At 36.5% G+C, this 24,817-nt stretch carries 24 protein-coding genes and 1 pseudogene; 14 read left to right on the top strand and 11 right to left on the bottom strand.

What is annotated here, in order from left to right; genetic code table 11:
• Positions 1 to 39 precede the first annotated feature (39 nt).
• The 3 genes and pseudogenes from LOK41_RS20455 to LOK41_RS20445 all read left to right on the top strand — a co-directional run bounded on the left by LOK41_RS20455 (position 40) and on the right by LOK41_RS20445 (position 2,158).
• Positions 40 to 1,332, top strand: a pseudogene (locus tag LOK41_RS20455) (NCS2 family permease).
• 178 nt (positions 1,333 to 1,510) lie between these two features.
• A complete protein-coding gene (locus tag LOK41_RS20450) occupies positions 1,511 to 1,711 on the top strand; it encodes a helix-turn-helix transcriptional regulator (protein WP_174100255.1) in 201 nt (66 codons plus the stop codon).
• Positions 1,712 to 1,720: 9 nt separating this feature from the next.
• Complete coding sequence (locus LOK41_RS20445) at positions 1,721 to 2,158, top strand: hypothetical protein (protein WP_241818061.1); 438 nt, start codon at positions 1,721 to 1,723, stop codon at positions 2,156 to 2,158.
• 49 nt (positions 2,159 to 2,207) lie between these two features.
• On the opposite strand, the gene LOK41_RS20440 is transcribed toward LOK41_RS20445, so the two are convergent.
• The 8 genes from LOK41_RS20440 to LOK41_RS20405 form a co-directional block, all read right to left on the bottom strand.
• A complete protein-coding gene (locus LOK41_RS20440) occupies positions 2,208 to 2,645 on the bottom strand; it encodes a GNAT family N-acetyltransferase (protein ID WP_241818060.1) in 438 nt (145 codons plus the stop codon).
• A 14-nt stretch (positions 2,646 to 2,659) separates the two neighbouring features.
• Positions 2,660 to 2,893: a DUF4022 family protein gene (locus LOK41_RS20435; RefSeq protein WP_241818095.1), complete on the bottom strand. Its 234-nt coding sequence runs from the start codon at positions 2,891 to 2,893 to the stop codon at positions 2,660 to 2,662.
• A 115-nt stretch (positions 2,894 to 3,008) separates the two neighbouring features.
• Positions 3,009 to 4,838, bottom strand: coding sequence for a monovalent cation:proton antiporter family protein (locus LOK41_RS20430; RefSeq protein WP_241818059.1), 1,830 nt, complete (start codon positions 4,836 to 4,838; stop codon positions 3,009 to 3,011).
• Positions 4,839 to 5,212: 374 nt separating this feature from the next.
• Complete coding sequence (qoxD, locus tag LOK41_RS20425) at positions 5,213 to 5,524, bottom strand: cytochrome aa3 quinol oxidase subunit IV (protein ID WP_174100250.1); 312 nt, start codon at positions 5,522 to 5,524, stop codon at positions 5,213 to 5,215.
• A gap of 2 nt (positions 5,525 to 5,526) precedes the next feature.
• On the bottom strand, positions 5,527 to 6,129 hold the full coding sequence (gene qoxC / locus LOK41_RS20420) for a cytochrome aa3 quinol oxidase subunit III (RefSeq protein WP_174100249.1): 603 nt from the start codon (positions 6,127 to 6,129) through the stop codon (positions 5,527 to 5,529).
• A gap of 13 nt (positions 6,130 to 6,142) precedes the next feature.
• The gene (gene qoxB, locus LOK41_RS20415) at positions 6,143 to 8,077 is read right to left on the bottom strand and encodes a cytochrome aa3 quinol oxidase subunit I (protein ID WP_174100248.1); all 1,935 of its coding nucleotides are present in this window, start codon (positions 8,075 to 8,077) and stop codon (positions 6,143 to 6,145) included.
• A 33-nt stretch (positions 8,078 to 8,110) separates the two neighbouring features.
• Complete coding sequence (gene qoxA / locus LOK41_RS20410) at positions 8,111 to 8,986, bottom strand: cytochrome aa3 quinol oxidase subunit II (protein ID WP_174100247.1); 876 nt, start codon at positions 8,984 to 8,986, stop codon at positions 8,111 to 8,113.
• Between the two features lie 283 nt (positions 8,987 to 9,269).
• On the bottom strand, positions 9,270 to 10,688 hold the full coding sequence (locus tag LOK41_RS20405; protein WP_241818058.1) for an amino acid permease: 1,419 nt from the start codon (positions 10,686 to 10,688) through the stop codon (positions 9,270 to 9,272).
• A 413-nt stretch (positions 10,689 to 11,101) separates the two neighbouring features.
• Here LOK41_RS20405 and LOK41_RS20400 point away from each other — a divergent pair, with 413 nt between their 5' ends.
• The 8 genes from LOK41_RS20400 (at position 11,102) to LOK41_RS20365 (ending at position 18,877) form a co-directional block, all read left to right on the top strand.
• Positions 11,102 to 11,815 (top strand): C39 family peptidase, encoded by a 714-nt coding sequence (locus tag LOK41_RS20400; RefSeq protein ID WP_241818057.1) that lies wholly within the window; start codon positions 11,102 to 11,104, stop codon positions 11,813 to 11,815.
• 126 nt (positions 11,816 to 11,941) lie between these two features.
• Positions 11,942 to 13,117, top strand: coding sequence for a M20 family metallopeptidase (locus LOK41_RS20395; RefSeq protein WP_241818094.1), 1,176 nt, complete (start codon positions 11,942 to 11,944; stop codon positions 13,115 to 13,117).
• Position 13,118: 1 nt separating this feature from the next.
• The gene (locus LOK41_RS20390) at positions 13,119 to 13,316 is read left to right on the top strand and encodes a DUF3311 domain-containing protein (protein ID WP_241818056.1); all 198 of its coding nucleotides are present in this window, start codon (positions 13,119 to 13,121) and stop codon (positions 13,314 to 13,316) included.
• Complete coding sequence (locus LOK41_RS20385; protein WP_241818055.1) at positions 13,313 to 14,785, top strand: sodium:solute symporter family protein; 1,473 nt, start codon at positions 13,313 to 13,315, stop codon at positions 14,783 to 14,785. The genes LOK41_RS20390 and LOK41_RS20385 overlap by 4 nt, the downstream gene beginning before the upstream one ends.
• A gap of 121 nt (positions 14,786 to 14,906) precedes the next feature.
• Positions 14,907 to 16,376: a spore germination protein gene (locus LOK41_RS20380; RefSeq protein ID WP_241818054.1), complete on the top strand. Its 1,470-nt coding sequence runs from the start codon at positions 14,907 to 14,909 to the stop codon at positions 16,374 to 16,376.
• A 1-nt stretch (position 16,377) separates the two neighbouring features.
• On the top strand, positions 16,378 to 17,493 hold the full coding sequence (locus LOK41_RS20375; protein WP_241818053.1) for a GerAB/ArcD/ProY family transporter: 1,116 nt from the start codon (positions 16,378 to 16,380) through the stop codon (positions 17,491 to 17,493).
• Complete coding sequence (locus LOK41_RS20370; RefSeq protein ID WP_347269343.1) at positions 17,477 to 18,667, top strand: Ger(x)C family spore germination protein; 1,191 nt, start codon at positions 17,477 to 17,479, stop codon at positions 18,665 to 18,667. The genes LOK41_RS20375 and LOK41_RS20370 overlap by 17 nt, the downstream gene beginning before the upstream one ends.
• Positions 18,668 to 18,730: 63 nt before the next feature.
• The gene (locus tag LOK41_RS20365) at positions 18,731 to 18,877 is read left to right on the top strand and encodes a hypothetical protein (protein WP_241818052.1); all 147 of its coding nucleotides are present in this window, start codon (positions 18,731 to 18,733) and stop codon (positions 18,875 to 18,877) included.
• 67 nt (positions 18,878 to 18,944) lie between these two features.
• On the opposite strand, the gene LOK41_RS20360 is transcribed toward LOK41_RS20365, so the two are convergent.
• Genes LOK41_RS20360 through LOK41_RS20350 form a run of 3 tightly spaced genes read right to left on the bottom strand, consistent with a single transcriptional unit; the run spans position 18,945 to position 21,299 of the window.
• Positions 18,945 to 20,345 (bottom strand): nucleoside recognition domain-containing protein, encoded by a 1,401-nt coding sequence (locus LOK41_RS20360; RefSeq protein WP_241818051.1) that lies wholly within the window; start codon positions 20,343 to 20,345, stop codon positions 18,945 to 18,947.
• A complete protein-coding gene (locus LOK41_RS20355; RefSeq protein WP_174100238.1) occupies positions 20,323 to 21,045 on the bottom strand; it encodes a FeoB small GTPase domain-containing protein in 723 nt (240 codons plus the stop codon). The genes LOK41_RS20360 and LOK41_RS20355 overlap by 23 nt, the downstream gene beginning before the upstream one ends.
• Positions 21,042 to 21,299, bottom strand: a complete 258-nt coding sequence (locus LOK41_RS20350) for a FeoA family protein (RefSeq protein ID WP_174100237.1) — start codon at positions 21,297 to 21,299, stop codon at positions 21,042 to 21,044. The genes LOK41_RS20355 and LOK41_RS20350 overlap by 4 nt, the downstream gene beginning before the upstream one ends.
• A gap of 513 nt (positions 21,300 to 21,812) precedes the next feature.
• Between LOK41_RS20350 and LOK41_RS20345 the strand changes: the two genes are divergently transcribed.
• The 3 genes from LOK41_RS20345 to pstA all read left to right on the top strand — a co-directional run bounded on the left by LOK41_RS20345 (position 21,813) and on the right by pstA (position 24,596).
• On the top strand, positions 21,813 to 22,715 hold the full coding sequence (locus LOK41_RS20345) for a phosphate ABC transporter substrate-binding protein PstS family protein (RefSeq protein WP_241818050.1): 903 nt from the start codon (positions 21,813 to 21,815) through the stop codon (positions 22,713 to 22,715).
• Between the two features lie 70 nt (positions 22,716 to 22,785).
• Positions 22,786 to 23,676, top strand: coding sequence for a phosphate ABC transporter permease subunit PstC (gene pstC, locus LOK41_RS20340; protein ID WP_174100369.1), 891 nt, complete (start codon positions 22,786 to 22,788; stop codon positions 23,674 to 23,676).
• 2 nt (positions 23,677 to 23,678) lie between these two features.
• Positions 23,679 to 24,596 (top strand): phosphate ABC transporter permease PstA, encoded by a 918-nt coding sequence (gene pstA, locus LOK41_RS20335; protein WP_241818049.1) that lies wholly within the window; start codon positions 23,679 to 23,681, stop codon positions 24,594 to 24,596.
• Positions 24,597 to 24,817 lie beyond the last annotated feature (221 nt).

Below are 24,817 nucleotides of genomic sequence, written 5' to 3'. Positions count from 1 at the left end.
GTGTGATAATAATTCATTGTGTAGGAAGGGTACCTAAGTATGTTTCAATTACAAAAGTATAACACTTCTGTGAAGCAAGAGATTTTAGCTGGCATCACAACATTTTTTACATTTGCGTACATTCTTGTCATCAATCCGAAAATATTAGCTGATGCAGGTATACCATTCGATCAAGCATTTACGGCAACCATTATTGCAACAGTTGTCGGAACATTATGTATGGCGTTTTTAGCAAACTATCCAATTGTTATTGCTCCAGCGATGGGGATGAATGCGTATTTTGCTTATTCTGTTGTATAACAGGCAGAAGGGATTACATATGTCATTGCATTTACGGCAGTATTTGTTACAGGTATTATTTTTCTTTTATTGTCTTTCACATCATTTCGTCAAAAGCTTATTGTGGCGATTCCAGACAGTTTAAAACAGGCTATTGCAGGTGGGATTGGATTATTTATTGCTTTTATTGGTCTTCGTCTATCTGGGATTATTGTTGATCATCCATCTAATTTAGTTACAATCGGGAATTTTCATTCACCAGCTGTTATATTAACTTTATTTGGATTAGCGTTGGCAGCTGTATTAATGGCTTTACGTGTGAGTGGATCATTATTTATTAGCATGATTGTAACCGGGATTGTTGCCTTTTTTACAGGACAACTGAAGTTTGAGAATGAAATTGTAGCGATTCCGCATTTGCCGGAAGGGATTATCGTTTCAAATCCAATCAATGCTTTTTCTGATGTAATTGAATATGGATTATATGGTGTTGTTTTTTCTTTTTTACTCGTTCTTTTATTTGATACAACGGGTGCGTTACTTGGTTTAATTAAACAAGCTGGTTTAAATACAGATAATGCCGAAAAACGTTTCGGTAAAGCATTTATTGCGGATGCAATCGGTGGTACAACGGGAGCTGTGTTTGGGACAAGCCCAACAGCAGCAACGATTGAATCATCAGCGGGAATTGCAGCAGGTGGTAAAACAGGGTTAACAGGTATTGTGGTCATTTGCTTAACAATTATTACTGCATTTTTCAGTCCGGTAATTGCTTCTTTATCGAGTGTAGCAGCAATTACTGCGCCATCATTAATTATTGTAGGGAGTTTAATGGCCCAAAGTATTCGTGATATTAACTGGAGTGAATTTGAAGATGCATTACCGGCATTTTTAATTTTCGTAGGGATTCCATTAACATCTAGTATTGCGAACGGAATTGCACTTGGATTTTTAATCTATCCAATTTTAAAAATTGTAAAGGGGAAAGGGAGGGAAGTTCATCCGCTTCTGTATTTCTTTGCAATTTTATTTGGGTGTCATTTATTCTTATAATCATATAGGAAAGGGTACTTCTCGTAGGAAGTACCCTTTTTTCGTGTATAATAAAGTGAAAGTTTAATTTGTAGGAACCTAATATAAGACATGAAAAAGAAGTTTAATTATTATGTAATTTATAAATTGATAAATGTAATATATATGTTACAATAAAATGGTGAGGGAGGGGCATGAATTGGCTGTAAGTAAAATAAAAGTCGCTCGTGTTCAGTTAGATTTAACACAACAACAATTAGCAGAAAAAGTAGGAGTTACAAGGCAAACGATTAGTTTAATTGAAAAGGGGAAGTATAACCCTTCTTTAGAGTTATGTTTAAATATTTGTTATGCACTAAATAAAACGTTAAACGATTTATTTTGGGAAGAGAGGGAGTGAAGGGTAGCCATGAGGATCGTGAAAGATGAACGGTTAATGGTTCAAGGATTAAAACATATTAGAATGGCATTTATGCTACAGAACTGTATAATATTAAGTATGATTTTTTATCGTTATGTTATAAAGGGAACTGGATATGAAGGGGTTTCTGACTTGCTAATGTTATTTATGGTTGGGATCATATCCGTCAATTTTTTAAATCTAAAGCAATCAGTTGAGGTATATGAAAGCGGAGAGCCGGAAAAACATAGATATTTTTTCAAATTGTTACTTATTCCGATTATACTTACGGGTGCTATCACGGGAATTCAAATGATTGTAACACCTGATGCTTCTATACTAGATGCAGGGATAATTGGTATTGTTGTATTTCTTTGTTCTTTAGTTCCTTTTTTATATGTCTATTATTATAGAAAATCAATAAGAGATGAAGATGATGAATTATAATATAGCCCTCTCCATATGGACAGGGCTATATTAGTTAAAGAAGAATGATTTATAACGCTTTATACATCAATTTATGAAGTCCGATCGGATGGATATCAAACATTTCGCCGTGTTCATAGAATTCTAATCGTTTGTAGTAATCGGTAACCGTAATTCGGGCATTGCACCACAGCAACTCTGCTTGGCGTTCCTTTAAGATTATTTCGGCATGATTAATTAATGAGCGACCAGCATGTTGCTTTCGAGAAGCGGGAACTGTAGCCATGCCTCGTAAACGATAGTGGTTATTACCTTGTAAGGAAGGCTCTGCTTCAGATGAGAAAGAAGCGATACTAATGAGTTCATCATGTAAGAAGGCACCGAGATGAAAGGAATTTGTTTCGTAATCAGATGAGTATTTGCAATCATCTAACTGTTGATTTGGTCGCAAGATACTTTGCCGTAGTTTATATGTTTCAGAGGCATCAATATGTTTGATTGTAATCATATTATTGTCCTTTCTTATGAGGATTTCTCAATAAGTTGCAGAAAAAAATAGGCCGGCGCAACACAAAGACCTAATATGCTAACAGTGCCAATGAGAAGGGAAAGAAAGAGACAAAAGTATTTCGTGCCATTGGATTTCTTCCATCCATAGCTGCAAATTTCAATGCTAATGCCAATAAGAATAATGGCAACGAGTACTTCTGCTAATAACAAAAGAGCTAAAGTTGAAATAGACATAGTGTGATTCATCCCCATAATGTATGATAGTAATATTTTACCATTAAAAAACGAGAATCTTAAGAAAAATTTTGCGAATGTTATGTACTAAAAAAATCCCCTCTCAATTTTGAAAGGGGACTTGCTGCTATTCTAATATGCTTTTCAGTGTATCGATGTGCTCTTTTGAGCCTGTTACAAGGAGCGTATCGCCATGTTGTAATTTTGTATCACCGTGTGGTACGAGTGCTTGATTACCACGGTAAATTTGAATGATGAGCACGTCACCTAGGAACGGCAGACGACGAAGCGGTAAACCGTTATATTTATTACTACGTAATTCGACTTCACGAACTGTTTCATTTGCTGTCGTAATTAAACGAACGAGACTCGGTCTATCGATGAGTGCGCGTAATAAAATTCGTGTAGAGTTGATGGTGGAGAATACGGCAATATGTTCTTGTGTTGCTTTTTCCTGTAGAAGTGGATCTTCTACACTTGCAATAACATGTTCAACGTCTAATTCTTTCGCATGTTCTGCTAATAATAAGTTTTGTTCATCATCGCTTGTTGCAACTACAACGCGATCTGCATCGAATGCTTTGTGTTCTTCTAATAGTGCTATCGTAATTGTATCTAGTTTTACAATCGGGAAGTCATGGGACTTTGCTTCCTCTGCATTTACTTTATTTTGACGCATCATGTATAGTGTCACATCATAATCTTCACGTTTTAAATCAAGTGATAGTGGAAGAGTGATTCGACTTGCGCCAATAATAGAAACTCTTGGTTTTGGTGTTTCCATTTTTGGAAACATCTTTTTAAAGAATATAGGTGCAAAAATACATGTAATAACTGCACTCAAAATAAGTGAAGCAGATAGACTCGGACTAATGATATTTAGCTTTTCACCAATTTGTGCTGCGGCAATAACTAATGAAAGTGTCGATGTTAATAAAATCGCACTTCCTAATACAATATTACGTGGGTACCATTTTCTTAGTACAAGTGATGGCAGTAGTTTTGAAATAAAGAGTCCCACAATTAAAATCGGAATCATTAGCATACTAGAAGGCTCTTTAAAAATAGACCATACTTCTAAATTAACACCAACCATAACGAAGAAAATTGGGATGAAGAAGCCATATCCGATGGAATCAAGCTTTTCGACCATATCTTCATTTGGTGATAATAAGGATACGAGCACACCTGCTAAAAAGGCCCCTAAAATATTTTCTGCACCAACAGATTCAGATAATCCGACTAAGATTAAAATGAGTGCAAATACGGCACGTGTGTCAATTTGGACACTACCAGCCTTTAAATTTTCTAGGTATGGAATATTTTTAAAGCGTCTTGCCACAAAGTAAATTACAATACCTGCGCCAAATAGAACGAGAAGAAGCCACATGCTTTGACCGCTTTCCGAGTTCAATCCGACGAATACAGCGAGTAGGATCATCGTAACTAAATCGGCAATAACAGCAACTAATAAAATGATTTGGCCAATCGCTGTTTTCCTTAAGTTATTTTCTTTTAATGTTGGAACAACAACACCTAAAGAAATTGTTGAAATAATTAATGTCATAAATAAGGCACTATCTACAAATTCAAGCCATACGAATATAAGTGATATAGCGTAGGATAAGATGAAAATGAATAAAAAGATAATGCTTGCTACTTGGAACGTGTTTGGTTCGTTCGTCGTATTCTTTTTCCCTTTTTGTTTAAAGATAGAAAAATCGATTTCTAAACCGCTTAAGAACATTAAGAAGATAAATCCTAGTGTTGATAAGACTTGAAGCCACATGTCTGGCTCGATGACATTAAATCCACTTTTTCCTACAAAAATTCCTGCGATAATTTCTGCAACTACGACAGGAAGTGCTTTTAATTTAAAGCGTTGTAACAAAAGGGGAATGAAAAACGCGATTGCGACAACAATCATAAGTGATAGGACTGAGGAATGATGTTCCACTGCGTTCTCTCCCTTCAAATAATATAGTACTTATTTTAGCCATATTATAGGAAGAAAAGCAATGCATGTGAACTCGATTTCATAAAGAAAGAGTTTTCTTAACATTTGTCATAATAAGTATGGTTTACATGATAATGTTGTAATTTCCGTAATATGGATAGAAGAGGAGGGGAATAAAGTGAAACTTTAATCAGTGGGGGTTTTCTTCATCTCCCACTGATTATTAGTTGAACCAATCGGGCTTTTACGGGCAGTTTATCTCCCACCTAACTTCTTTGCTCCCGCCGAATTTTGAGGTGGGGGTATTACTGCCCGTTAATGCGGGATAAATAAAAAGACTGCTGAGATAACCTCAGCAGTCCATTTTCTATTCATTACATAGAGAAGAAAATCCATACAGTAAGACCGATTGTTGCGATTGCAACGAAGAAACTGTATATCATTGTAAGAATTTGAATTGTACCTTCTCCTTCTCTTAAGTGCATGAACATAATTAATTGTAATAAAGCTTGCGCAAGTGCCATTACGATAATAGTTGTTAATATCGTTGAAAGTGGCAAGTCTGTGTAAAGCGCAACGTATAAAGCAAGAAACGTTAGTGCAAGCGATAAAATGAACCCGAAAACGTGTGACCATGGAAACCCGCTATGCGAATGTCCATTTGCTTGAGTATTGTTTTGTCCCATTATTACGCCACCATCCCGTTCAAGTAAACTAGTGTGTAAATGAAGATCCAAACAAGGTCAAGGAAATGCCAGTATAAGCTGATAATGAATACTTTACGAGCTGTAACTGGTGTTAAGCCTCTTTTTAAAATTTGGATGATTACACAAGTTGCCCAGATGATACCACCCGTTACGTGGGCACCGTGCGTTCCAAGAAGAACGAAGAATCCAGATAAGAACGCGCTTGTTTGAAGCGTAGCGCCTTCCCCAACATACAGGATGAACTCTTCAATTTCAAAGAATAGGAAGCCTGCACCTAAAAGTAATGTGAGAATGAACCATCCTAACATAGCTTTTTGGTTATGCTTACGCATTTCATGAATTACGATACCGCATGTAAAACTACTTGTTAAAAGTAGGAGTGTTTGAATTAAAAGTGTTTTAACTTCAAACAATTGCGCTGGTGTTGGGCCATCTGCCGTACGACCAGCAAGGACTAGATAAGAGGCGAAAAGTGTTGCGAACAGCATAATTTCAGCCCCTAGGAAAATCCAGAACCCTAGAATATTCAATCTGCTTTGTTCAGATTGATATTCTAAAGGTAAGCTTTTATCTAAAGCCGCCATTTCGTTTCACCTCTCATGCTACATGTTCTGTTTTTTTAATTTCATCAACGCTTACGTAGTAACCATCGTCATAATCAAATGAACGATAGATCATACAAGCTAGCATACCGATACCGCCAATAATTGCTAACCAGAACCAGCTAAATACTAACGCAAAACCAGCAAGACCGATAAAGCTAGACATAATAATTGGCACACCAGAGTTACTTGGCATGTGAATTGGTTTTAATTCATCTGCTTTTGGTGTAATTGTTTCTCCGCGTTGCTTCATGAACCAGAAAGCATCAGCTTCTTTAATTTCAGGAAGTTTAGCGAAGTTGTAATGTTGTACAGGAGATTGAGTTGCCCATTCAAGTGTACGGCCATTCCATGGATCTCCAGTAGTGTCACGCTCACCGTGACGTGCACTCCAAACTACGTTGTAGCAAAGGATTAGGAAGCCGATACCCATCATTACCGCACCGACAGATGCGATTTGGTTTAGCCAACCCCATCCTAAATCAGCGGAGTAAGTGTACATCCGACGAGTCATACCATCTAAGCCTAAGAAGTACATTGGGAAGAAACAGATGTTAAATCCACTCATAAAGATCCAGAATGTCCATTTACCTAGGCGTTCGTTTAACATATGACCAGTCATTTTTGGATACCAGAACGTAAATCCAGCAAGCATTGCGAATACTGTACCTGCGATTAATACGTAGTGGAAGTGGGCGATTAGGAAGTAGCTGTTATGGTATTGATAGTCAGCTGCTGCCATTCCAAGCATAACCCCTGTAACCCCACCGATTACGAAGTTTGGAATAAATGCCAATGACCAAAGCATTGGAACTGTAAAACGAATACGTCCTTTATACAGTGTAAACAACCAGTTAAAGATCTTAACCCCGGTTGGAATCGAAATCGCCATTGTCGAAATCGAGAAGAATGAGTTAACGGCTGGACCAGATCCCATTGTAAAGAAGTGGTGAAGCCATACAACGAAACTTAGTAAAGAAATTGCAATCATTGAGTACACCATTGCGCTGTATCCGAATAGACGTTTACGTGCGAATGTACTAATGATTTCAGAGAAAATACCGAATGCCGGTAAGATAACAATATATACTTCAGGGTGACCCCATACCCAGAACAGGTTGGCCCAAAGCATTGGCATACCGCCGCTCGCCATCGTAAAGAAGTGAGCATCAAATAGACGGTCAAATGTCATTAATGCAAGAGCAACTGTTAATACTGGGAAAGCGAAAATAATGATAATTGTTGTGATTAAAATTGACCAAGTAAACATTGGCATTTTCATTAATGTCATACCAGGTGTACGCATTTTTAAAATCGTAACAAGGAAGTTAATACCTGTCATTAGTGTACCAAGACCTGAAATCTGTAATGCAATTGCGTAGTAGTTATTTCCTACGCCAGGAGTAAATTCGGTACCAGCCATTGGGAAGTATGATGTCCACCCAGCGTCTGGAGAACCTCCGATAACGAAAGCGATGTTAAATAACATTGCTCCGATAAAGAATAACCAAAAACTTAATGCGTTTAAGAATGGATATGCAACGTCACGAGCACCAATTTGTAATGGTACAACAACGTTCATTAATCCCATAACGAATGGCATGGCCATGAAAAGAATCATAACTGTACCATGCGTTGTGAAAATTCCGTTATAGTGTGTAGCGTCTAAATATGTTGTGTCTGGGAAAGTTAATTGAGCACGGATCATTAGACCGTCCATCCCACCACGGAATAACATTAATACTGCCGATATAATATACATTATACCGATTTTTTTATGGTCAACAGTTGTTAACCATTCATCCCAAAGCCATTTCCATTTTTTATACTTTGTCAGTACGAAAATGATTGCTAATGTCACAAGAACAATAGATGCGTCAGCTCCGTAAATAATCGGATCGCCTGTGACAAAAAATTCATCAAGCTTCACTGTGTTCACTCCAATCTGTTGGAATAATATCTGTTACTTTTTGTTTTTGTAGTAGTTGTAATCACAGTATTCAAGTGATTTTGGATCTACATACTTTAAGTGGTGACTAGAGAATGTCATACGCCCTACTACACCAGGTTTAATGATTTCGTTATATTTTTCTTCTGTCAGTGGTTTAGCAGTTTCTTTTACTTCTTTTACCCACTTGTCATAATCTTCTTTTGTTTTTGCTTCAAGCTCAAATTCCATGTGAGTAAATCCTTCACCGGAGAAGTTTGAGCTACGACCAAGGTAAGAACCTGGCTTATCAGCTTGTAGGAATAAATCCATAATCATGCCGTCCATTGTGTATTTCATACCACCAAGTTCTGGAACCCAGAAGGCATTCATTGGACCAACAGATGTTAATTTAAATTGAATTGGTGTACCAGCTGGTACGTTTAAATAGTTAACGGTTTCAATATTTTCCTCTGGATAACTGAATAACCATTTCCAGTTAGCTGATGTAACATAAATTTCAACTGGTTTAATATGTTTAGACTCTTTTGGAACCTCTTCTGATGCATAAGTTGCTTTTACCGTTGGAATTGATAATGCAATAACGATAATAACTGGGAAGAGTGTCCAAATAATTTCTAATAATGTGTTACCGTGTTGATCAGGTGGCTCATAGTCCATGTTTTCTGGTTTTTCACGATAACGAATCAAGATGACTGTAAACAAAATGAATACAATTGCAATAATCAACAACATAAGTACGAATGACCAAACGATCAAATCATACTGTGCTTTTGCAACAGGCCCCTGTGGATTTAATACTGCAAGTTTTTTCTCACAGCCACCGAGGAACAAGAGTAGTGATAAAGGAAGAAGTGAAGCCAACTTCCAAAACGATTTCTTTAGTTGCACGATTGAAAATCTCCTTTCTCCTTGGATTGAAACTATGCCAATAAAACAATATAAACCTATTAATTTATAGAAGGCAATAGTTTTTGTTAGATTGTTAAAAAATAGACACAAATGCACACTTTTTAAGGTGAATATCATTTGTAACTTGATTACATTGTAAACCATTTTTCGGACGAAACTATGATTATGAGAATTTTAAGATAATTAAAGTTATACCAGCATATCCAAGAAATAGAAAAAAACTATCTTATCATAAGGTAAGATAGTTGAATATTTCATATATTTAGTTTATTTCCTGTGTAATACTTCGTTGCTGTTCAAATGTGACAACTTTTTTATATTTAACTTGATACAAGATATAGCAAATAATCATAAATGGAATCCCGCAGTAAAGTGCAATGCGTTGATCTGGAATGAAAGCTAAACTAACGAATGTAATAAAATTTAAAGAGAAAGCTAAAATTGGAACGATTGGATAAAGTGGTGTGCGATATTTTAAATCGTTTATATTTCCGCCATTTTTTATAAATTCTCTTCGGAAGAAAAATTGTGAAGCTGCAATTGACATCCAGACAACAACTGCTGCCATTGCGGCAATGGATGTTAATACTAAAAAGACGGTATCTGCTGCAAATACGCTTGTTAATAGCGAAAGGCTCGCAAAGATAAGGCTGAAAACTAATGCGTTCAGTGGCACACCTTTTTTCGTTAGTTTTGTAAATATAGGGCTTGCCATGCCTTGTTTTGACATTGCCCAAAGCATACGTGAATTCGCATATAGTCCTGAATTAGCTACAGATAATACAGCAGTAATAATAACAAAATTCATAATATCTGCTGCGTATGGAATTCCCACTGTGTCAAAGACGAGTACGAATGGACTTTCTACAAGATTGGCCTCTTGCCATGGAAGTAAGCCAACAACAACTGTAATTGCTAGTACGAAAAAGAATAAAGTTCGCCAAATTGTATTTTTAATTGCTTTTGGAATTGTTTTTTCAGGGTTTTCACTTTCACCTGAAGCGATACCAATTAATTCCGTTCCCTGGAAAGAGAAATTTACTGTAATCATTGTAAATAGAACAGCTAAAACACCGTTAGGGAATAGTCCGCCATTTTCTGTGAAATTATGTAGCATTGGTGCTGGTTTTTCATTGAAATCTAGGAATCCAAACATAACGGCGCCTCCAAGTACGATGAAGACGATGATTGTTGCAACCTTAACGCTAGCAAACCAAAATTCTGCTTCTGCATATGCTTTTGCTGATAAAGCGTTTACAACGAAAAGTAATGCTGCAAATATAACGCACCAAATCCATGAAGAAACATCCGGAAACCAGCGCTTCATTAAAATACTAACAGTCGTTAGTTCTACACCAACTGTAACGGCCCAGTTTAACCAATACATCCAGCCAACAACAAATCCAAAACCAGGTGAAATAAATCGGCTTGCATAACTTTGAAATGAGCCTGCTTCTGGCATTGCAACAGATAGTTCACCAAGACAAAGCATTGTTAAATACATAACGAAGCCACCAACTAAAAATGCAAGGATGGCTCCACCAGGTCCGGCGTTATGAACGATTTGTCCTGATCCCATGAATAATCCTGTACCGATAACACCTCCGAGTGCAATCATAAAAAGGTGTCTGCTTTTCATTGTCCGTTGTAAACTTGTTTGTTCTGTATTAGTTTGATTCATATTCCCTTCACCCCGTGTTCTTTTCCTTGTTTGTTTTGCTCGATGAATATCGAGCGTGCTTCATTTCACTAATCATTAGTGGGGGATGAAAAACATACTGATAGTAGTTTTCTGTATATCACTATAGAAATTGATTATGTATATTTCCTGGGTGTAAGAGTGGTGATAAAAACAACTATGATTAGTCTCTCATTTCATGTTTTGTGAATAAAAGAAGGTTCTTTCTAAAACACATAACGTTTTTGATTATAGCGGAATATTCTGAAAAAGTACATATATTTTTCTTTTAATTACAAATAATTAGAATTTTAAAACAGTTAAATTGAATAATAATTCATATAATCTTTCTGGCAAACTAGGCGGAAGAAAGGTACAATAAAAGATGAAAATAATGATGTAATGGAGTTTTGAACATGTCAAAGAGAGTCAAATATATATGTATTATAGGGATTATACTTGTTGCTATTATTTTTATAGGGAAAAATAAAATTCTTCAAAAAGTCCAAGAGTTACGAGTGGATTTTTTGTTTGATATGAAAGAAACAGCTATGATTGAAAGTGTTCCATTCATAAAACAACTTCCAGAACTGCAGCGAGGTTGTGAGGTTACGAGTCTAGCAATGTTATTGCAGTATAAAGGTGTACAAGTAGATAAGATGCAACTTGCAAGTGAAATAAATAAAGTTCCATTTAAAGAAAATAATCTTCGAGGAAACCCTTATGAAGGATTCGTTGGAAATATTTATACGAAGGCTGAGCCTGGATATGGTGTGTATCATGAGCCTATTTTTAAACTTGCCGAAAAGTATATGCCTGAAAAAACCATTGATTTAACAGGAAAAGATATTCAGGATATTTATAAAGTCATTAGTTCAGGTTCACCAGTATGGGTAATTGCGAATACAACGTTTCAACCGCTAGCTGAAGGTAGTTTTGAAACATGGAATACAAATAACGGTGATATAAAAATTACATATTACGAGCATAGCGTAGTAGTTGTTGGATATGATCAAAACTACGTATATATGAACGATCCGTTAGCTAACAATCCGAATAAAAAAGTATCACGTTCTGAATTTGAAAGAGCATGGGAGCAAATGGGAAAACAAGCAATTACTATTTTATAAAAATGAAAGCTATCTAATATTAGGTAGCTTTCATTTTTTTGAAGTAATAAAAACAGAATATTCTTTATTTTTAATCTAATTCAAGCTATAATAACATTTAACTTAGTGAAGAAAGGAAGAGGATTGATGGATGAAGTAAAAGATATTGTTCTTTCTAAAGAACAATTAATAGAATGGAGAAGGCATTTTCACAGGTACCCGGAGTTATCTTTTCAAGAAGAAAAAACATCGCAGTATATATATGACATACTTCAAACAATTCCTCATCTAGAACTCTCACGACCGACAAAGTATAGCATCATGGCAAGATTAATTGGTAAACACCCTGGGAAAGTGATTGCAATTCGTGCAGATATGGATGCGCTTCCCATCCAAGAAGAAAATCAGTTTGAATTTGTTTCTACATATCCGGGAGTGATGCATGCATGTGGGCATGATGGTCACATTGCGATGCTTCTTGGTGCTGTATATACACTGGTGGAGCAAAGAGAAAAAATTAAAGGAGAAATTCGTTTTCTATTTCAACATGCTGAAGAAAACTTTCCAGGTGGTGCACAGGAAATGGTTGCAGCAGGCGTGATGGAAAATGTGGACTATATTATTGGAGCGCACCTTTGGGCTTCTTTAGAAGTGGGGAAAGTTGGTGTCATTTATGGTCCAGCGATGGCAGCGCCTGATGTGTTTAGAATTACAATAGAAGGAAAGGGTGGACATGCTGGTATTCCGCATGAAACAGTTGATAGCATTGCCATTGGTACACAAATCGTATCACAGCTTCAACAAATCGTATCGCGTCTTACGAATCCGTTAGATTCTCTCGTTTTATCTGTAACGCAGTTTCATGCCGGAACAACACATAATGTAATTCCAGAGCAAGCGAAGATTGAAGGTACGGTAAGAAGTCTAAAGCATGAGTTACGAGAACAAACATCGCGGCGGATTGAAAATATCGTGAAGCATATTACAGAAGCGTACGGTGCTACATATCAATTTTCTTATGAATATGGTTATCGTCCTGTTGTGAATGATGAATGGGTTACGCAACTTTTAGAAAATACAGCACTAGAACTTTATGGAAGAGAGCGAGTACATAGGTTGCAACCTACGATGGCAGGGGAAGATTTTTCAGCCTTTTTACAAAAGGCACCGGGCACATTCTTCTTTATTGGTGCTGGGAATAAAGAAAAGGGGATTGTGTACCCGCATCATCATCCTCGTTTTACAATTGACGAAGGTGCATTGCCAATTGGGGTTGAAGTTTTTGTTTCATCTGTTTTGAATTTTATGAGAAAAGGAGAATGAGATGAAAAAAATACACGTACTAGCACTTATTCCAGTTCTTTGTTTAGTTGTTGGACCAGTGTTTACAAATTCAGTTACTCCTTATGTATTCGGGATGCCATTTTTATTGTTTTGGATTTTACTCTCTGTATTTATTACATCTTTTTGTATGGGATTTCTATATTGGTTAGACCCTGCTAATAAGGGGGAAGTGGAATGATAGCACTTATTATTATTACTTTGTTTTTATGCGTGTCTTTATTTTTAGGAATTCGGGCACAGCGCGGGAAAGATATGAATTTAGAACAGTGGTCTGTTGGAGGAAGGGGGTTCGGAACGATTTTCGTCTTTCTTCTTATGGCAGGAGAGATTTACACGACGTTTACATTTTTAGGAGGTAGTGGCTGGGCGTATAGCAAAGGTGCTCCTACCTTTTATATTTTAGGATATGGGGCACTAGCTTATGTTTTGTCTTATTTTTTATTACCGCCGGTTTGGAAATATGCAAAACAGCATAGACTTATTTCACAACCGGATTTCTTTACAAAAAAATATAATAGCCAGGCCCTTGGGATTATCGTATCGATTATCGGTGTTGTTTCTATTATTCCGTATCTTGTATTGCAGCTAAAGGGACTCGGAATTATTGTTTCTGAAGCTTCGTATGGAAAAGTATCACCAGTTTTTGCGGTGTGGATTGGCGCGATTACAATTACAATATATGTAATGATTTCTGGTATACATGGCTCTGCTTGGACAGCTGCATTAAAGGACATTATGATTTTATTTATCGTTATGTTTTTAGGAATATACTTACCATATCATTATTACGGAGGATTTCAGCCGATGTTTGAAGCGGTAGAAGCCGCAAAACCAGGATTTTTAGCTTTACCTGAGGAAGGGATGAGTATTTCTTGGTTTGTTTCTACTATTATATTAACAGCACTAGGTTTTTATATGTGGCCACATACATTTGCTTCAGCTTTTTCGGCCAAAAGTGAAAAAGTCTTTCGGAAAAATGCGGCGATTATGCCATTGTACTCTTTAGTATTACTCTTTGTATTTTTTGCTGGCTTCGCTGCTATTTTACAAGTGCCAGGATTACAAGGAGCGGATGCAGATCTATCGTTATTCCGCCTTGCTATTCAAACTTTTGATCCGTGGTTTATTGGTATTATCGGTAGCGCAGGATTATTAACTGCACTTGTACCAGGATCTATGCTTGTTATGGCAGCTTCGACGCTACTTGCGAAAAATATTTATCAGGTTCTAACGCCATCTGTATCAGATCAGCAGGTAGCAAGGGCTGCAAAGCTATTTGTTCCTGTTGTAACACTTGTTGCTGTGTTCTTTACATTTAAAGGCGGGGAAACAATCGGTGCACTTCTTCTTATGGGATATAGCATTGTTACACAGCTTTTCCCTGCACTAGTTTGTAGTTTGTTTCATCGTCAATTTGTAACAAAGCAAGGTGCAATTGCTGGAATGGGAGTTGGGTTATTAGTAGTTGCTTATATTACATTGTCTGGCTCGACTATATCTAGTATGTTTCCATCCTTTCCGCAATATATTAAGGATTTAAATGTAGGGATTGTCGCATTAATGGTAAATATTTTCGTTATGTTCGTAGTTAGCATTGTGACTAGAAATATTGAAGTGAAGCAAGACTCTACTGTACTAGAGAGATAAGAATCGTATGCAATGAAAAAAGCTACCTTACTTTAGAGAGGTAGCTTTTTTCATTACATATATTTTCCCGATGTGGAGAAATATAACGGTAACGTTTTGAGAGGAAAGTTAGGTGAGAGAGATGACGAATTTAGAGGCGAACTTATCTGCGATTACAAAATCTATTCGAGAAACACTGCAGTCACCTAATGATTTAACGGTACGAGAGTTTGCGCTTTCTGGTTCATCTACTCGATGTGCTGTTGTTTTTTTATGTGGGCTTACTGATAAAGACTTAATTTATCGATTTGTTATTCGTCCGCTGCAACAAGAAGAGATTCCGAATAAATCCCCAATCATACAAACCTTATTAGACAAATTTATTTCTATAGGAGAAGTAAATACAGTGAAGATGCTCCCGGATGTTATTAATTCTGTTCTATTGGGAGATACGGTTGTTTTAATTGATGGAATCCCTCATGCATTAGTAATTAATAGTCGAGCGTGGGAAATGCGAAGTTTAGAGCCACCGATTACAGAAAATATCATTCGGGGTCCTAAATTAGGGTTCACTGAGGATATTGCAACGAATAAAATGTTAATCAGACGTAATTTACGTGATCCGAAGCTTCGATTTCAATCTTACATTATGGGAAAACGATCTCAAAAAGAAGTTACGTTAATTTATATTGAAGACATCATTAATCCATATATTGTAGCCGAATTAAATCGACGATTGCAGTCAATCGAAACAGATACGATATTAGATTCTGGAAAGATTGAGCACCTGCTTGAGGATAATAACTTGTCTCCCTTTCCACAATTTTTAAATACAGAAAGGCCAGATAGAGCGATAGCTGCTGTAGCGAAAGGAAAAGCGGTCATATTAGTAGATGGATCACCGTTTGCGGTTATTGCACCTATGGTTATTGTTGATATTTTTCAATCGCCAGAAGATCATTTTGAAAGATGGATTATTGGTACATTACTAAGGGGGCTTCGTATGATAGCTGGGCTTATGGCAATCTTGCTTCCAGCAGTATATGTTGCGCTTGTTTCCTATCATCAAGGTCTCATTCCATCCAATCTTGCGTATTCGATTGCTGGAGCAAGAGAAGGTGTGCCATTTCCTGCCTATATTGAAACCATCATTATGACATTAACAATGGAATTAATTAGAGAGGCGGGGCTTCGTTTACCCAAGCAAATCGGACAAACTGTTGGGATTGTAGGAGGACTTGTTATTGGAGAAGCTGCGGTAAGCGCTGGGATTGTCAATCCTTTTATGGTTATTGTAATCGCCGTTACGGCTATTGCTACCTTTTCTTTGCCTGTGTATAGTATAACGATTACATTTCGTTTCTTGTTATTTGCGTTTATTTTAGCAGCTACTATGTTTGGACTATATGGGATTATTTTAGCGCTAATTGCATTAGCAATACATATGATGAATCTAAAAAGTGTTGGAATTCCGTATTTTACGCCAATAGCTCCTGCTTTTTATAGAGATTGGAAAGAAGAAGTAGCATTGTTACCGGAGGCAACGTTAAAGACAAGACCTGAATATTTACAGACCAAAGATGAAACATTACGTTCAAAGGAGAGAAAGTGAATTGAAACCGTTTGAATACGGAGATGAAGAGATTGGATCTCGTGAGTTAATGTTTGCAGTGTCTTCAGTCATTATTGGTACAGGAGCGCTTTCAATGCCTCGTGTAATTGCAGAAAAGACGCTTTTTTTAGACGGATGGATCATACTACTTCTTGGTGGAGCGATTTGTGCGTTTTTTGCTTGGGTTATTACAAAAATAGCGAATTTATTTCCAAAACAAACGTTTTTTCAATATACAAGTACATACTTATCAAAACCCGTAGCCTTCATTGTTACAAGTATTATGGTGTTAACGTTCGTTGGCGTTACCGCGTATCAAGCGCGAGCAATTTCAATTATTTCACAAACATACTTATTTGGTAAAACGCCTATTGAACTTTTATCATTTTTTTACTTACTTGTTGTTATCTATGGAGTAAGTGGTTCTAGAGCGGCATTGCTCCGCCTTAATTTGTTATTTTTGCCAATTGTAGCGAGCGCCATTTTGGCTTTATCTCTATTAAATATAAATTTAATGGATACTCATAATTTGCTCCCACTTTTCCAAACAAAATGGAGCCAATATGCTCTTGGGATGAAGGAATCGATATTTACATTTATTGGGTTTGAGATTGTTTTATTTTATTCTGCAATTGTAAAGCAAAGAGATAAAGCTCCTTTAGCTGCTGCAAAGGGAGTAATGATTACGAACTTATTATATATCCTTATTTATCTCACTTGTGTTACTGTCTTCTCTTATTCTACAACGAGAAGTTTAACGTATCCTGTTATTGAGTTAGGAAAAGAGATTGAAATTGGTGGAGGTTTCTTAGAACGTTTTGATGCTATTTTTTTTACGACTTGGATTATTACCATTTTTAATACAACCGCTATGTATTATGACATTGCCATAATGGGCTTCTGTTCAATGTTTCCTTCTATTAAAAAAAAAGCATTTATTTTTGTAAGTGCACCAATCATTTATTTGTTCAATATGCTGCCTGAAAATGTTACGAAGTTAACTCAGTATGGTACTTACTTAGCTTGGGTAGATATGGCGTGCGTTATCATTGTCCCTATTCTTGTTTTTATTGTTTATAAAATAAAGGGGGGCAAAAGTAGTGAAAGGTCTTCATAAATATATTTGTTGTATTGTTTTGGTTATATGTATGACTGGCTGCTCAGAACGGAAAGAGATTGAAGAGAGAGGTTTTGTTGCAGGAGCAGCTTTTGATGTTGCAAAAGAAGAGGAAGAAAGTGAATCAAAGACACCACCTCGTATGAAAGGAACGTATCAACTTGTCTTACCGAGTGCGTTAGCGCAACAGGGAGGAAAAGGTGGAGGCGGGGGTGGAGCTGAGGATAATTATATCAATATTAGTGCAACCGCTGATAGTATTTTTGCGCAAGTTCGCGAGATATCCAAAAAAATTAGTCGATCTTTATTTTTTCCGCATATCCAAGTTATAGTTTTTTCAAAAGATTTATTAAAGCAACAAAACCTGTTAGAACAAACTTCAGATATCTTTTTTCGTGATCATGAAATGAGGAGGAATATTAGAATTTTCGTCTCTAAAGATCGAGCTGAAAAGATTTTACAGCAAAGATCGAAACCAGAAAATTTACCAGCAAAATATATTGATTTATTAGCAGATCATGCAGATGTTAATGCGTTTATGTTAGAGGCAGTTCGTCTTGGTGATTTACAAGAAATGATGATTGCTAAGAGAAGCTTTGTGCTTCCGGTTTTACAATTAACAAAACAAGGTGTGAAAATGGAAGGGGCTGCCGTATTTAAAGGGCATAATAATAAATTGATGGGCTTGTTAACAGGAAAAGATACGCAAGGATTAAACTATATAATTGGAAAGAAAGTGGGCGGGTTTCTGACCATTCGAAAAAAGGAGAAAGAGATTACGTATGAGATTCATAAAATAAGACGCAAAATACACGCTTCCTTTACAGAACCTCGGCGTCCAAAGTTTACAATTGATATTTATCCTGAAGGTGTGCTAGCGGAAGTATATTTAGGAGGAACTGGAAAGGTGTGGAGTGAAAAAAAAATGAACACTTACATTTCCAAAGAGATGGAAAGTGTAGCGATGAGAACAGTAAAAAAAATGCAAAAAGAGTTCAAAACAGATGCTCTTGAGTTAGGGGACTATTATAAAAGGCATAATTATAAAGAATGGAAGAAGGTAGAAAAAAATTGGGATAGAGGGAAGAACTATTTTGCTAAGAGTTATATCGTTGTTCGGGTTCATCCATTGGTAGAACATTCAGGTTCTTTGGTACCAAAAGGTGGTCAGTAATGTGAATAAAGGTAGTTCTTATTAATATGCTTAATACTCTTTACTACTAAGAGGAGGAATGATATGAAAACGCCTTCTACTCTTACAATTATAAATACGATTTTGATGGGGATTATCCCATATGCTGTTTATTTTTTGAATAAGAAAATAAAAAAATATGGTGCACAGCCGTGGGAGAATCCAAATGAAGATGAAAAAGGAAACCAATAGAGAGGTTTCCTTTTTATTCATCTCGCTATTTTCGGGTAGTAAAAGTTTTATTGATGGAAGTTTCACTTTATACAAGCCCTAACCAATGTACCAATTGCGCTGTGAGGAATGTAACAACAATGGCGATAACGGTAGGGATTGCAAATGCTAGAAATGTCCATTTCGGACTTTTTGTTTCTTTATATATGTTAACTAGTGTGGTTCCGCATGGGAAATGAAGAAGGGAGAACAACATTGTGTTTAATGCAGTTAACCAAGTCCAGCCATGCTCTAAGAACAAGTTTTTAATTTGGTTTAAATCATCTATTTCTGTTAAAGCGCCAGTTGATAAATAAGACATTAATAAAATTGGAACGACAATTTCATTGGCTGGTAACCCAAGAATAAATGCAGCTAGAATAAATCCGTCAAGACCGAGCATTTTAGCAAATGGGTCTAAGAAATTTACAAAATACATAAGTATGCTTGTATCACCAATATAAATATTCGCTAATACCCAAGTCAATACAGCCGCAGGAGCAGCGACGATAACTGCACGTTTTAAAACATATAATGATTTATCAAGTGTGGAACGTACAATTGTGTTCCAAATCTTTGGCTTTCTGTATGGTGGTAATTCTAACGTATAGTGAGTTGGGACACCTTTTAAAGCGGTTTTTGATAATACCCAAGATACCGTTAGTGTTACAATAACTCCAATTACAACCATTCCAACTACAACACCAGCCGTAACAAGTGTTTGCATACTACCAGTATAGCCAGCTGCCATAAATAATGATGCCATTAATATTAATGTAGGCCAACGTCCATTACATGGAACGAAGTTATTTGTTAAAATCGCTAACATACGCTCGCGCGGTGATTCAATAATACGTGTTGACATGATGGCAGCGGCATTACAACCAAATCCCATTGCCATTGTTAACGATTGCTTCCCGTGTGCACCGCTCCGTTTGAATAAGCGGTCCATGTTAAATGCAACACGTGGTAAATACCCGTAGTTTTCTAATAAAGCAAACATAGGGAAGAAAATAGCCATAGGTGGTAACATTACACTAATAACAGCTCCAGTACCACGGAATAGGCCAAGAATTAAGATGCCGTGTAACCATTCTGGTGCATTCATTGCTTGGAACCAAGCAGTTAAATGACCTTCTGCCCACCCGAAAAATTCAGCAATCATATCAGAAGGGACATTAGCTCCAGCAATTGTAAGATAAAAAATAATAGATAAAATTCCGAGCATGATTGGGAATCCGAATATAGGAGAAGTGAAAATTTTATCTAGCTTCTCTGAACGGTATAACTTATCAGTATTTGTGTATTGAACAGCTTCCTTACATATACTTGCGGAGGTTCGATAAATATCACCTACAATATCATCGCGGATATCTTCTTTTGTAAGTGTTTGTGCATGCTGAACAATATAATCTAATGGAAGAGCTTTATTGGCTGAGTGAGATTCCATTTATGACGACCTCCCTTACAAGCGGTTCCTTATGATGTTTTTGGAGTGCTGCTAGAAAATTTTTATCTCCATCTAATATGCGGAGTGCCACCCAGCGTGCCGGATAAGTATCTCCGAACACTTTATAGATCTCTGGTTCTAATTCTTGAATCATATTTTCAATTTGTTCATTATAAGTAATTTGAACTGGTGTAGGAATTAGTTTTTTATTTGCTACTTTAGCAATTACACTTAGCAATTGGCCGATTCCAACACGGTTTCGAGCTGAGATTTTCACTACAGGAACTCCAAGTGATTTTGCTAATTTTTTCTCATCGATGACAATACCCTTTTTCTCTGCTTCATCTATTAGGTTAACGCAAACAACAACATCTTTCGTCATTTCCATAACTTGCAAAGCTAAATTTAAATTTCTTTCCATTGCGGTTGCATCCACCACAACAACAGTTACTTCAGGTTTTTCAAAAATAATATAATCACGTGCCACTTCTTCATCTGTAGAGTTTGAATACAAGGAGTATGTTCCAGGTAAATCGATTACTGTATATATACTTCCGTTATGTTCATATTCGCCTTCTGCTTTTAATACTGTTTTTCCAGTCCAGTTTCCAGTATGTTGTTTTAACCCTGTTAATGTATTAAATAATGTACTTTTCCCGGTATTAGGGTTTCCTGCTAGTGCAATACGATGTTTTATCATTTTGAATCATCTCCTAGTATTCTCCCGAAAATAAGGGAACTTTCTTCACTACGCAGTGCAATGGTTGTATTGCTCACTTGATAAGCAATTGGATCTCCGAGCGGGCTTTTTTGCAATACTTTAATAGTAGCTCCGGGAATAAAGCCTAGATCTAATAATCGACGTTTCATAGTTCCTTCTAATTGTATCTTCTCGATTTGTACAAACTGCCCTGTTTGAAAACTTGAAAGGGGTTTGATATTAGCCGATACCATAAAAGTTACCTCTTCTCTATATTTTTAGTTTTGATTTAAAAAGTTTGCCGAGGGAAACTTTTTGCTACTAATATAGTAGGTTACATTGGATGATGTTGTCAATTGGTACTTTAAAAATATTCAATTATTTTTAGAATTGTTCCAATTTATTTTGTTGTATAGAAAAATATTACTAAAATTATGTGGGATGAATAGAAGATAACATCTCTAAAGTTCAAAAAATGAGGGGATTTGTAAAGGTAGTTTTAACATCGGTAGTGAAAAATAAGGTTTTATTTACGTTAAATTTACATTATTAAAAGTAAATTTACAATATGGGATAATTTGTGTGGATTCTTTTGGTTTTTTAAATGCAAAGAGGTGATATATATAGGTTTTGAGGCATGTTACCTCTATTTACTTAAAATTAAAAATTGCTTAACACTAACATAATATTATTGTCCTACAATGAATTTGTGTTCGAAAGAAGTCAATGAATGTGAAAAAGTGATAATCCAAATGGGGGTACAAGACATGGTTATGAAAAAAGGTTTGAAGTTTTCGTTAGCGGCATTGGTGGTTGCTGGTGCTTTAGTTGGATGTGGTAAATCAGAAAGTGCAAATAGCGAAGGAAAAGCACAAGGAAACAATGATGCAAAACAAGAATTGTCAGGTACAATTGCAGCAGCTGGTTCTACAGCTCTTCAACCTCTTGCTGAAGAAGCAGGTAAAAAATTCATGGAAAAGAATCCAAACGTTTCTATTCAAGTTCAAGGTGGCGGTAGTGGAACAGGGATTAACCAAGTAGCTTCCGGTGCAGTTCAAATCGGTAACTCTGATGTTCCAGCTGCAGATAAAATAAAAGATCCAGAAAAAGCGAAAGAATTAGTAGATAACAAAGTGGCAGGTATTGCATTTGCGCTTGTTGTAAATAAAGATGTGAAGGTCGACAACTTAACTGTGAAACAAGTACAAGATATCTTCAGTGGAAAAGTTACAAACTGGAAAGAGCTAGGCGGTAAAGACGAGAAAATTAACGTAATCAACCGTCCGGCATCTTCTGGTACACGTGCTACATTTGAAAAAACAATTATGAAAGATGCGAAGATTAACGATGGAACAGGTACAACACAAGATTCTAACGGTGCAGTAGAACAAGCGATTAACTCTACTCCTGGCTCTATTAGTTATCTTGCAATGTCTTATATGGTAGGCGATAAAAAAGGTGCATTACAAACTGTTAAGATTGATGGTGCAGAGCCGAAAGTTGAAAATATTTCTTCTGGCAAGTATCCATTCTGGTCTTATGAGTATATGGTAACAAAAGGGGAAGCGAAAGAAGCTACAAAAGCTTATATCGATTATGTAAAAGGTAAGGACTTCGAAAAACAAGTTGAAGATATGGGTTATATCCCAATGTCTAAATTGAATAAGTAAACATTCAATGGGGCTGGCTGCGAGGCCAGTCTTGTTCATTTCAATCTATAAAGTGGGGTCATGTCCTGTGATGAAGGGGAAAAAACAAATTAATTATGTAAAAAGTGAATATATCGGAAGAACACTTGTTACGTTTTGCGGTATATTTATTGTTCTTGTTACATTAGCAATTATTGCATTTATTTGTGGGAAAGGAATTCAATCTTTTACGCAAAGTGGTATTTCATTTTCTGAAGTATTGACGTCAACGAAATGGAATCCGAATGCTGATCAAGGTTCATTTGGTGCTGTTATCTTTATTGTGGGATCAACACTCGTTTCATTAGGTGCAGTCGTTATTAGTGCACCAATTGCGCTAGCTCTTGCGATATTTATGAATTTAATTTCACCAAAGTTTGGGAATAAAGTATTAAAGCCTGTTTTGGAGTTATTAGTTGGAATTCCTTCGGTAGTATATGGTTTATTAGGGGTTACGATTTTAGTTCCGCTTTTACGTGATTCATTCGGTGGCGTTGGTTTTAGTTTAATTGCAGGTATTATTGTGCTAAGTATTATGATTTTACCTACTATTGCTAGCATTGCTTCCGATGCAATACGCTCAGTTCCATTTGATTACTTGGAGGCCTCTTATGGTTTAGGTTCGACGAAATGGCAAGCGATTAGCCGTGTTATTGTGCCGGCTGCAAAAAAAGGTATTTTAACAGGGGTTGTTCTCGGGTTAGCTCGTGCGTTCGGTGAAGCGCTAGCGGTTCAAATGGTAATCGGAAATACGATTAAATTGCCAGAAGGAATATATAGTCCGACGGCGACATTAACGGGTATTTTAACAATGGATATGACGAATACGCTAAATGGAACTGCCTGGAATAACGCTTTATGGACATTGGCAATGATATTACTTGTTATTTCATTCCTATTCATTTTAGTAATTCGAGCAATTGGCCAAAGAGGTGAACGATAACGATGAACGCACGAAAAGTAAATAATATTTGGACGGGAATTTTATATGCTGTTGCAGCATTCGTAGTAGCTTTACTTGTTTTTCTAGTATATGAAATTCTGCAAAAGGGCTGGGGATTTTGGGATCCAAGTTTCTTATTCGGAGAACCAAGCAATACAAGAGCTGGAGGTGGAATTGGTCCGCAATTATTCAACTCTTTCTATATGCTTGTTATTACACTAGTTATTTCAATTCCACTTGGATTAGGAGCAGGGATTTATCTTGCAGAGTATGCAAAGCAAGGGCGTTTTTTAGGGTTTGTTCGTTTATGTATTGAAACGATGGCATCATTACCTTCTATCGTTGTTGGTCTATTCGGTTTATTAGTATTTGTTACGATGACAGGTTGGGGCTATACGGTAATGGGTGGTGCGCTCGCTTTAACGATTTTGAATTTACCGGGTTTAACACGTGTTTGTGAAAGTGCAATTACAGAAGTTCCGTCTAATGTAAAAGAAGCAAGTCTTGGGCTTGGTGCGACAAAGTGGCAAACGATTGTGCGAATTATTCTCCCGACATCATTGCCGCAAATTATTACGGGGGTTATTTTAGCGGCGGGTCGTATATTTGGTGAGGCAGCGGCATTAATTTATACAGCGGGATTAACATCACCGATTTTAAATTCTGCAGCGGACTTCTCAAGTCCTGCGCATCCATTGAATCCATTTCGACCAGCTGAAACATTAGCAGTTCATATTTGGAAATTAAACTCTGAAGGAATTATTCCGGATGCGAAGTTAATTGCAACAAAATCAGCAGCAGTATTAATTATTATGGTATTACTGTTTAATATCATTGCTCGTTTTACTGCATCTGTACTTCATAAACGTTTTACGGGAGCTAAGAAATCTCGTAAAACAACGAAAGCAAAAGCAGCTTAAATGCTTGTACCCTTAATAGATGAGAAGCCCCCTGTTTGTAAAAAACAGGGGGCTTTTTGTAGTTTTAATATGCGAGATGAATCAAGTAGTTTCATCTATAGGAGGAGTATAAGGAGAAGGGGTTGTATATGTAATGACATAAATAAATATTGGAATGTGAATAGGGAAGGTGTTTTTATGTTTTTTCTTCAAATGTCAGGTTTTCCGGGTTCAGGAAAATC

This window comes from Bacillus sp. TL12 (assembly GCF_022625245.1).
Classification (GTDB): Bacteria; Bacillota; Bacilli; order Bacillales; family Bacillaceae_G; genus Bacillus_A.
The sequence above is the reverse complement of the archived record's forward strand: the minus strand, read 5'-3'. Positions and strand labels throughout refer to the sequence as shown.

What these genes read in the sequence shown, in the direction of transcription:
- LOK41_RS20445 (WP_241818061.1), top strand. Translation starts at nt 1,721, where the DNA reads ATGAGGATCGTGAAAGATGAACGGTTAATGGTTCAAGGATTAAAACAT.
- LOK41_RS20440 (WP_241818060.1), bottom strand. Translation starts at nt 2,645, where the DNA reads ATGATTACAATCAAACATATTGATGCCTCTGAAACATATAAACTACGG.
- LOK41_RS20435 (WP_241818095.1), bottom strand. Translation starts at nt 2,893, where the DNA reads ATGAATCACACTATGTCTATTTCAACTTTAGCTCTTTTGTTATTAGCA.
- qoxD (WP_174100250.1), bottom strand. Translation starts at nt 5,524, where the DNA reads ATGGGACAAAACAATACTCAAGCAAATGGACATTCGCATAGCGGGTTT.
- qoxC (WP_174100249.1), bottom strand. Translation starts at nt 6,129, where the DNA reads ATGGCGGCTTTAGATAAAAGCTTACCTTTAGAATATCAATCTGAACAA.
- LOK41_RS20405 (WP_241818058.1), bottom strand. Translation starts at nt 10,688, where the DNA reads ATGAATCAAACTAATACAGAACAAACAAGTTTACAACGGACAATGAAA.
- LOK41_RS20400 (WP_241818057.1), top strand. Translation starts at nt 11,102, where the DNA reads ATGTCAAAGAGAGTCAAATATATATGTATTATAGGGATTATACTTGTT.
- LOK41_RS20395 (WP_241818094.1), top strand. Translation starts at nt 11,942, where the DNA reads ATGGATGAAGTAAAAGATATTGTTCTTTCTAAAGAACAATTAATAGAA.
- LOK41_RS20390 (WP_241818056.1), top strand. Translation starts at nt 13,119, where the DNA reads ATGAAAAAAATACACGTACTAGCACTTATTCCAGTTCTTTGTTTAGTT.
- LOK41_RS20385 (WP_241818055.1), top strand. Translation starts at nt 13,313, where the DNA reads ATGATAGCACTTATTATTATTACTTTGTTTTTATGCGTGTCTTTATTT.
- LOK41_RS20380 (WP_241818054.1), top strand. Translation starts at nt 14,907, where the DNA reads ATGACGAATTTAGAGGCGAACTTATCTGCGATTACAAAATCTATTCGA.
- LOK41_RS20365 (WP_241818052.1), top strand. Translation starts at nt 18,731, where the DNA reads ATGAAAACGCCTTCTACTCTTACAATTATAAATACGATTTTGATGGGG.
- LOK41_RS20360 (WP_241818051.1), bottom strand. Translation starts at nt 20,345, where the DNA reads ATGGAATCTCACTCAGCCAATAAAGCTCTTCCATTAGATTATATTGTT.
- LOK41_RS20355 (WP_174100238.1), bottom strand. Translation starts at nt 21,045, where the DNA reads ATGATAAAACATCGTATTGCACTAGCAGGAAACCCTAATACCGGGAAA.
- LOK41_RS20350 (WP_174100237.1), bottom strand. Translation starts at nt 21,299, where the DNA reads ATGGTATCGGCTAATATCAAACCCCTTTCAAGTTTTCAAACAGGGCAG.
- LOK41_RS20345 (WP_241818050.1), top strand. Translation starts at nt 21,813, where the DNA reads ATGGTTATGAAAAAAGGTTTGAAGTTTTCGTTAGCGGCATTGGTGGTT.
- pstC (WP_174100369.1), top strand. Translation starts at nt 22,786, where the DNA reads ATGAAGGGGAAAAAACAAATTAATTATGTAAAAAGTGAATATATCGGA.
- pstA (WP_241818049.1), top strand. Translation starts at nt 23,679, where the DNA reads ATGAACGCACGAAAAGTAAATAATATTTGGACGGGAATTTTATATGCT.